We start from the raw sequence: 8,732 nt of genomic DNA on the forward strand, positions 1-8,732 counted from the left end.
GCGTCCCGAGCCACCCACTCGGGACGCCCCTTCCGCCAGCCCGCAGGGCTCCGTTCAGCTCGCCGCCGTGTCCCGGCGTACCGACAGCAGGTCCTCCAGCTGTTCCTCGCGCGCCTGGGCGGCCACGAAGAGGAGCTCGTCGCCCGCCTCCAGGGAGTCCTCCCGGGAGGGGGTCAGGACGCGGGTGCCGCGGATGATCGTGACCAGGGATGTGTCCTCGGGCCACTCGACGTCGCCGACCCGGGTGCCGGCCAGGGCCGACTCCTCCGGCAGGGTCAGCTCGACGAGGTTGGCGTCACCGTGGCTGAAGCGGAGCAGACGGACCAGGTCGCCGACGCTCACCGCCTCCTCGACCAGGGCCGACATCAGACGCGGGGTGGACACCGCGACGTCCACGCCCCAGGACTCGCTGAAGAGCCACTCGTTCTTGGGGTTGTTCACCCGGGCGACCACGCGCGGAACGCCGTACTCCGTCTTGGCGAGGAGCGAGACGACCAGGTTCACCTTGTCGTCGCCGGTCGCGGCGATGACGACGTTGCAGCGCTGCAGCGCCGCCTCGTCCAGGGACGTGATCTCGCAGGCGTCGGCCAGCAGCCACTCGGCCTGCGGGACGCGTTCGACCGAGATGGCGGTCGGTGCCTTGTCGATCAGCAGGACCTCGTGGCCGTTCTCCAGCAGTTCGCCCGCGATCGAGCGGCCGACGGCGCCGGCTCCGGCAATGGCGACCCTCATCAGTGACCGCCCTCCTCTTCGGGACCCTTGGCGAACGCCGCCTCGACCGTGTCGACCTCGTCGGTGCGCATCATGACGTGCACCAGGTCGCCTTCCTGCAGCACCGTCTGCGAGGTGGGCAGGACCGCCTCGCCGAGCCGGGTCAGGAACGCGACGCGCACGCCGGTCTCCTCCTGGATCCGGCTGATCTTGTGGCCGACCCAGGCGGTGGAGGCGTGTACCTCGGCGAGCTGGACGCCGCCGGTGGGATCGCGCCACAGCGGCTCGGCGCCGGAGGGGAGCAGACGGCGCAGCATCTGGTCGGCCGTCCAGCGGACCGTCGCGACGGTGGGGATGCCCAGGCGCTGGTAGACCTCCGCGCGGCGAGGGTCGTAGATGCGCGCGGCGACGTTCTCGATGCCGAACATCTCGCGGGCCACGCGCGCGGCGATGATGTTGGAGTTGTCACCGCTGGAGACGGCGGCGAAGGCGCCGGCCTCCTCGATGCCCGCCTCGCGCAGGGTGTCCTGGTCGAATCCGACTCCGGTGACCCGGCGGCCGCCGAACGAGGAGCCCAGCCGGCGGAAGGCGGTGGGGTCCTGGTCGACCACGGCGACCGTATGACCCTGTTGCTCCAGGTTCTGGGCCAGTGCGGAACCCACCCTTCCGCAACCCATGATGACAATATGCATCGCGTCACACCGTGCTTCCTGCAGGCCCTCTGACCTTGAATGTTGTGCTCATGTCCCTCTTTCGGCTCGCCAGGCATCACGTCGCGGTCTGCGCGCGGGCCGCCAGGCAACATCATGCCGGTGCCATCACGCCATGATGCCCTCCGGGGCCGGTGCAGAGTTCGACTGTCCGACTCCAACGTATCGGCAAAGCCGAGGGGGTTGCCGAGGGCCCTGCCGGGGCTCCGGCGATGCCCTGGGCGGGGGAGGAAGCCGCGATGGGCTACGAGATCGACGTCCTGGTGCTGGGCGGCGCGGGTGTGGACACGATCGTGCAGGTGCCCGAGGTGCCCGAGGTGCCCGAGGTGCCCGAGGTGCCCGAGGTGCCCGAGGTGCCCGAGGTGCCCGTGCGCCCTGTACGGCACGGTGGCGGGCGCGTACGCCTGCACGGTCCCGTCGACCCGGGCGGACAGCATCGGGCGGGAGGAACTGGGTGCGAGGGTGGCGGAGCTGCAGCGGGTCAGGGGCGGCGGCGGGCCGTGCGGCGGAAGTCGGTGATGCACTCTCGCGCTGTGGCCTGTGGCCTGTGGCCTGTGGCCTGTGGCCTGTGGCCTGTGGGTGGCGGGTGGTGGCTGCGGCTCAGCGCCGTGGTGCCGCGTCTGCGGCTCGTATCTCTAGCGTGTCCCCGGCGACACGTCCTTGCGGCGGCTGATGCTCCGCACACTCGCCACGGTGAGGATCCCGAGGACGAACAGCGTGGCTGCGGCGCCGATCAGCTCTGCGGTCGTGTGCATGAGGCCTCCGGGGGCGGTGACAGCCGGGCAGGGACGGGGCTTAGTCATATAGGCACGGGAAGCGGGTGACCTGCGGAAACCCCTGCCGCATCAGTCTCCTAATTCACTCGGAGAGCAGAGGGAACGCCGGTGGGGGGTGGCGGGTGGGCGAGCCCGCAATCGAACGCTTACGATCCTCTGTTGTGTCCAAACTGACCGACGTGCCCAAACGGCTCCTCATCGGGCGCGCACTGCGCAGTGACCGGCTCGGGGAAACGCTCCTGCCGAAGCGCATCGCACTCCCCGTCTTCGCCTCCGACCCGCTGTCGTCCGTGGCGTACGCCCCCGGCGAGGTGCTGCTGGTCCTGTCGATCGCGGGCGTGACGGCGTACCACTTCAGCCCGTGGATCGCCGTCGCGGTCGTCGTGCTGATGTTCACCGTGGTCGCCTCGTACCGGCAGAACGTGCACGCCTACCCCAGCGGTGGCGGCGACTACGAGGTGGCGAACACCAACCTCGGCCCCAAGGCGGGCCTCACGGTCGCGAGTGCGCTGCTCGTGGACTACGTCCTCACCGTCGCGGTGTCGATCTCCTCCGGTATCGAGAACCTGGGTTCCGCGATCCCGTTCGTGGTCGAGCACAAGGTCCTCTGCGCGATCGGCGTGATCGTGCTGCTGACGCTGATGAACCTGCGCGGGGTGAAGGAGTCGGGCTCGCTGTTCGCGATCCCGACGTACGTCTTCGTCGCCGGCGTCTTCACCATGATCGCCTGGGGCGCCTTCCGCGCGCTGGTCCTGGACGACACCATGCGGGCACCGACGGCGGACTACGCCATCAAGCCCGAGCACCAGGGCCTGGCAGGCTTCGCCCTGCTCTTCCTGCTGCTGCGCGCCTTCTCCTCCGGCTGTGCCGCGCTCACCGGCGTCGAGGCGATCTCCAACGGCGTCCCGGCCTTCCGCAAGCCCAAGTCGAGGAACGCCGCGACCACGCTCGCGATGATGGGCCTGCTGGCCGTCACCATGTTCTGCGGCATCATCGCGCTGGCCCTCGCGACCAACGTCCGCATGTCCGAGAATCCGGCCAAGGACCTCGTCCACAACGGCGTCCCGCTCGGCCCGGACTACGTGCAGAACCCGGTGATCTCCCAGGTCGCCGAGGCCGTCTTCGGCTCGGGCAGCCTCCTGTTCGTCGTGCTGGCCGCGGCCACCGCGCTCGTGCTGTTCCTCGCCGCGAACACCGCCTACAACGGTTTCCCGCTGCTCGGCTCGATCCTCGCCCAGGACCGCTACCTGCCGCGTCAGCTGCACACCCGCGGCGACCGCCTCGCCTTCTCCAACGGCATCGTGCTCCTCGCCGGCGCCGCCACACTGCTGGTGGGGATCTACGAAGCCGACTCCACGCGCCTGATCCAGCTGTACATCGTCGGCGTGTTCGTGTCCTTCACGCTCAGCCAGACCGGCATGGTCCGGCACTGGAACCGCCACCTCGCCACCGAGCGGGACCAGGCCAAGCGCCGCCGCATGATCCGCTCACGCGCGATCAACGCCTTCGGCGCCTTCTTCACCGGCCTGGTGCTGGTGGTCGTCCTCGTCACCAAGTTCACGCACGGCGCCTGGGTCGCCCTGCTCGGCATGGTGATCTTCTACGGGACGATGACGGCCATCCGGAAGCACTACGACCGGGTCGCCGAGGAGATCGCCGCCCCCGAGGGCCCGAGCGACGACAGCGTACGGCCCTCCCGTGTCCACTCGGTCGTCCTGATCTCCAAGATCCACCGCCCGGCCCTGCGCGCCCTGGCCTACGCCAAGCTGATGCGCTCGGACACCCTGGAGGCGGTGAGCGTCAACGTCGACCCCGCCGAGACCAAGGCGCTGCGGACCGAGTGGGAGCGGCGCGGCATCGACGTACCGCTGAAGGTCCTGGACTCGCCCTACCGCGAGATCACGAGGCCGATCATCGAGTACGTCAAGGGGCTGCGCAAGGAGTCGCCGCGGGAGGCGGTGTCCGTGATCATCCCTGAGTACGTCGTCGGCCACTGGTACGAGCATCTGCTGCACAACCAGAGCGCCCTGCGGCTGAAGGGCCGGCTGCTGTTCACGCCGGGGATCATGGTGACCTCGGTGCCCTACCAGCTGCAGTCCTCCGAGGCGGCCAAGCGGCGGGCCCGCAGGCAGCAGGAGTGGAACGCGCCGGGCTCGGTGCGGCGCGGTCCGGCGCAGGTGCGGTCGAAGGAACCCTCGGACCCGAAGGCCTGAGGGTGGTCGGCCGCTCGTGCGGGCGGGCGTGAACCGGCCGGGCGGTACCCACGTAGACTGGTGGGCTGTTGTCCGGCCGACTTTCCTTCGGCCGTTTCCCCCTCACGCTTTGGAGTCACCCCCACCATGCAGGCAGAACCGAGGAAGTCGCTGGTGGGGGAGGAGTACGAGGTCGAGGTCGGCCCCGTCGCCCACGGCGGCCACTGCATCGCCCGGACGTCCGAGGGCCAGGTGCTGTTCGTCCGGCACGCCCTGCCCGGTGAACGGGTCGTGGCGCGGGTGACGGAGGGTGAGCAGGGCGCTCGTTACCTGCGCGCGGACGCGGTGGAGGTGCTCGACGCCTCCAAGGACCGCATCGACGAGCCCTGCCCGTTCGCAGGCCCCGGCCGCTGCGGTGGCTGCGACTGGCAGCACGCCAAGCCGGGAGCGCAGCGGCGCCTGAAGGCCGACGTCATCGCCGAGCAGCTCCAGCACCTCGCCGGGCTCACACCGGAAGAGGCCGGCTGGGACGGCACGGTCGTGCCCGCCGAGGGCGACAAGGTGCCCGCGGGCCAGGTCCCCGCGTGGCGCACCCGCGTCCAGTACGCCGTCACCGCCGACGGCCGGGCGGGCCTGCGCCGGCACCGCTCGCACGAGGTGGAGCCGATCGATCACTGCATGATCGCCGCGGAGGGCGTCAGCGAGCTGGGCATCGAGAAGCGGGTCTGGACGGGCATGGACTCCGTCGAGGCGATCGCGGCGACCGGCTCGCAGGACCGGCAGGTGGTCCTCACCCCGAAGCCGGGCGCTCGCCTTCCGCTGGTCGAACTCGACCGCCCCGTGTCGGTCCTGCGCGTGGACGAGCGCTCCGGCGGCGTCCACCGCGTCCACGGCCGCCCCTTCGTCCGCGAACGCGCGGACGGCCGGACCCACCGCGTCGGCAACGGCGGCTTCTGGCAGGTCCACCCGAAAGCCGCGGACACCCTGGTGACGGCGGTCATGCAGGGCCTGCTGCCGCGCAAGGGAGACATGGCCCTCGACCTCTACTGCGGCGTCGGCCTCTTCGCCGGTGCCCTCGCCGACCGGGTCGGCGAGCAGGGCGCGGTCCTCGGCATCGAGTCCGGCAAGCGGGCGGTGGAGGACGCGCGGCACAACCTCGCGGACTTCGACCGCGTGCGTATCGAGCAGGGCAAGGTCGAGAGCGTGTTGCCGCGGACGGGGATCACGGAGGTCGACCTGATCGTCCTGGACCCGCCGCGGGCGGGGGCCGGGCGGAAGACGGTGGAGCATCTGGCTTCGCTGGGGGCGCGGAGGATCGCTTATGTGGCGTGCGATCCGGCGGCGTTGGCACGGGACTTGGGGTACTTCCGGGACGGGGGGTACCGGGTGCGGACGCTGCGGGCGTTCGATCTGTTTCCGATGACGTCGCACGTGGAGTGCGTGGCGATTTTGGAACCGGCTGCAAAGAGGCTTTGACCTGCGGTTTTCTTGGGTTTCTCAGGTGTGGACGGTGTTGCTCGACCTGTTTTCCGGAAGCCAAGAGGTGGAGGGCGCGGGACTTCTGTTTCCGCCCTCAGATGGTTACTGACCTGCCGCTTCATGAGACGGAAGGTGAGGTGGCGCAGCAGGGGGGTGGCGAGGCCAGGAAGTCTCTCTTCACGGGCTGACGCTCATTTGACGCTTGTTCTGATGAGACGTCAGGGTGAGGGCAACGGAGGGGCGGAGTCGCCACGGCCGGCCTCAGCCGGGGCCGCTGCTGCTTCGCCGAGCCAACGCATCGGAGGGGCAAGTCCGGCTTGCGTGCGCTATAAAACGCCAACGCGCGCATCGCCTTGATCACGGTCCGGTACGCAAGTGCCGCCGTAATGGACTTCGCCGTCGCGGATTCGCGGGCAGATCGCTTGGCTGCACGGTTTCTGTCGCCTGCGGATCCACCGTCCTGCTCGATGGGAGACACGTTTTTACGGCGCCCGGAGACGTTGCGAGGGCCATGATGTGCGAGCTGGGCGTCCGGAGCGAGCGGGGGCGGATCCCCGAGGTGAGCTGGTTACCGCGGTCTGCTCAGCCTGAGTAGGACGGGCCTTACCTGGCGGTTGTCCGGTGAAGCGGCGCCAGATGCGCGCGGGCAGATGATCGTGGGCCTGGATGGCGTCCTCGTCCTGGCGCACTCCGAAAACAGGATGCCACCGCGACCTGGAAGAGAACCTTTGGGCACCACCCGATGATGGGGTTCGTCGACCACGGCCGCGGTGGGTCCGGCGAACCCGTAGTGGGCCCGTTGAGGTCTGGCACGCGGACGTCGATCGCGTCGCCGATGCCCGTACTCGGTGCGCTGCGGGCCTGAAGTCGCCACGGGCACCCGGAAAGTGCCTCGTCCACGGGCACAAGGACATCAGCACTCCCTGTTCCCGCCGACAAGAGGCACTTCCTCTACGCCGGGGGCAAGGCCAACGCGGCCGCCCTACATGAAAGCCCCGAGGTCAGTTGTAGACGTTGAATTCTGCGACTGACCACCAGCTACGGGCAACGTTGCCGGTATTGACGACCTTGATGTAGCGAGCTGTCTGCGTCGGGAAGGAGATCAGGTGGACTCGTTGGCCGTCCGCTACGGACGTGACCTTGGTCCAGTCGGCTCCATCCGTGGATACGTATACGTCTGCGCTTCGCGCATAGTCGCTGACACTGCCGCCGACATCCAGCACGATCTTGTCGAAGGTCTGTATCTGCCCCATGTCCACTTGGATCCAGAGGCCGTCGTACTGCCCTGTTCCGGAGCTGTACCGGGTGTCGGAATTGCCATCGAGCATGTTTCCGGGCGCATCCCACTGGCTGGCGTCCGAAGCCTTTGCGGTCCAGCCTGTCCGCGGCAGCGCAGGACCAAGATCTATGGCGTCGAACGATGATCCACCTGCGTCTGCTCCGCTGGCCCCCTTCACGGAAACCGTGACCTTCCCCGCTGGAAGCCCCTTCGGAACGTAGGCGCTGATGCTCGTGTCCGACCAGGTGTCTATTTCTGCATAGCTCGATCCGAAATACACCGTGCCCAGCCCCTGTGCATCGCCGAAACCAGAACCGCGAATCGTGAACTTGGAGCGCGGCATTCCTCGTTCCGGCTTCAATTCGCTGAAGGTCGGCGATGGGAAGTTTGACAGCTTCTTGGTGGTGAACATCGCCGAGGTGCCGCTTGGCAGCGTATAGGCGTACGAGCCGTCGGTGGATATCTTGAAACTCTTGCTGTCGGTGGTCCCGTTGAATACTACGGTTACCTGCGACCCTTCCTTGCTGGTCCAGGTCTTCAGCTGGAGGCCGTTCGATACTGCTGTAGGAGCTGTGATCGAGCCGGTTCCACGCGCAGACCCGTACACCTCGATGTCGCCGATGGCCCACCAGAAACCTGATGCCGCGATACTGACGATGCGAATGTACTGTGCCGTTCGGGTCGGCAACGTGACGGCTATCTTGCCGATTCCCCCGCTGCCGCTCGCAATCGCGCTGCCCCAATCGACTCCGTCGTTCGAAACGTATATCTGGTACCTGGTGACGTAGTCGAACGAATTGTTCACGCCGGTGTCGAGGACGATTTTGTTGAAGCTCGTGGGGCTCCCCAGGTCGATCTGGAACCAGTCGCCGCTCGTCGGCCCGTGCCCGAGACTCCACCTGGTGTTGATGTCGCCGTCGATCGCATTCGCGGCCACACCCCAATCCGGCTGCGCGGAAGCCGTGGCGGTCCACTTGCTACGGCTCAGCGCCCTTCCGGTCGTCTGGACGGAAGCTCCGATCGGCAGGGAGTACGTGACCAGCTTGTTTCCGGTACGGATGGAGTTCTGGTAGGGCAGCAGTGCCGGATCGTACGTGACGGTGACCGGGCCGGATGCCGACGTGAACGTGAAGTCGTGTGTCGGGTCCGAGAACTTGGCCGCTGCGAGGGTACTACCGCTCTGCGTAGGCCCGGAGTACGTGAACGTGACGGCGTCGCCGGCGTTCAGGGTGTAGTCGAACGAGTGTGTCCCGTCCGCGACGCTGAAGGTCTTCGCGGCGCTGCCCGAGTTGTGGGCGATCAGGACCTTCGATCCGTCCGGGTTCTGGAACGCGACGTTCTCTATGCTCCCTTCACCGAAGGTGTTCGAGTAGATCCGGCGTGCTCCGGGCTTGACGAACCTGCTGGCGTGAGCGAGGGCGTGGTAGTCCACGTTGTAGGTCACCCGTCCGCCGGCCGGGTCGATCGTGAGCAAGCCCCGAAGCATGGGTATGAGGGGCCCCGAAGATCCCGGACAGGGACCCAATAGGGTTGTCCTGTAATGAATCGAGGGAAGAAGCAAGTGGCACGTCCAAGTCCGTACTCG

5 protein-coding genes and 1 pseudogene are annotated in these 8,732 nt (G+C 68.0%); 3 read left to right on the forward strand and 3 right to left on the reverse strand.

Going from position 1 to position 8,732, the window contains the following annotated elements:
- Positions 1–54: 54 nt before the first annotated feature.
- Positions 55–732 (reverse strand): potassium channel family protein, encoded by a 678-nt coding sequence (locus tag ACZ5TL_RS37690; protein WP_468595287.1) that lies wholly within the window; start codon positions 730–732, stop codon positions 55–57.
- Positions 732–1,403, reverse strand: coding sequence for a potassium channel family protein (locus ACZ5TL_RS37695; RefSeq protein ID WP_114255765.1), 672 nt, complete (start codon positions 1,401–1,403; stop codon positions 732–734). Before ACZ5TL_RS37695 ends, ACZ5TL_RS37690 begins: the two co-directional genes overlap by 1 nt.
- A 955-nt stretch (positions 1,404–2,358) precedes the next feature.
- On the opposite strand from ACZ5TL_RS37695, the gene ACZ5TL_RS37700 reads away from it, so the two are divergent.
- The 3 genes and pseudogenes from ACZ5TL_RS37700 to ACZ5TL_RS37710 all read left to right on the forward strand — a co-directional run.
- Complete coding sequence (locus tag ACZ5TL_RS37700) at positions 2,359–4,410, forward strand: APC family permease (RefSeq protein WP_468595288.1); 2,052 nt, start codon at positions 2,359–2,361, stop codon at positions 4,408–4,410.
- A 126-nt stretch (positions 4,411–4,536) separates the two neighbouring features.
- Positions 4,537–5,865, forward strand: coding sequence for a class I SAM-dependent RNA methyltransferase (locus ACZ5TL_RS37705; protein WP_468595289.1), 1,329 nt, complete (start codon positions 4,537–4,539; stop codon positions 5,863–5,865).
- 611 nt (positions 5,866–6,476) lie between these two features.
- Positions 6,477–6,691, forward strand: a pseudogene (locus ACZ5TL_RS37710) (IS1380 family transposase); the annotation flags it as partial.
- 178 nt (positions 6,692–6,869) lie between these two features.
- Here ACZ5TL_RS37710 and ACZ5TL_RS37715 read toward each other — a convergent pair.
- Positions 6,870–8,621 carry a discoidin domain-containing protein gene (locus ACZ5TL_RS37715; RefSeq protein WP_468595290.1) on the reverse strand — a complete coding sequence of 584 codons (1,752 nt, stop codon included), beginning with the start codon at positions 8,619–8,621 and terminating at the stop codon, positions 6,870–6,872.
- Between the last annotated feature and the right edge of the window lie 111 nt (positions 8,622–8,732).

The sequence above is a fragment of the Streptomyces sp. NPDC033136 genome (genome assembly GCF_055578235.1).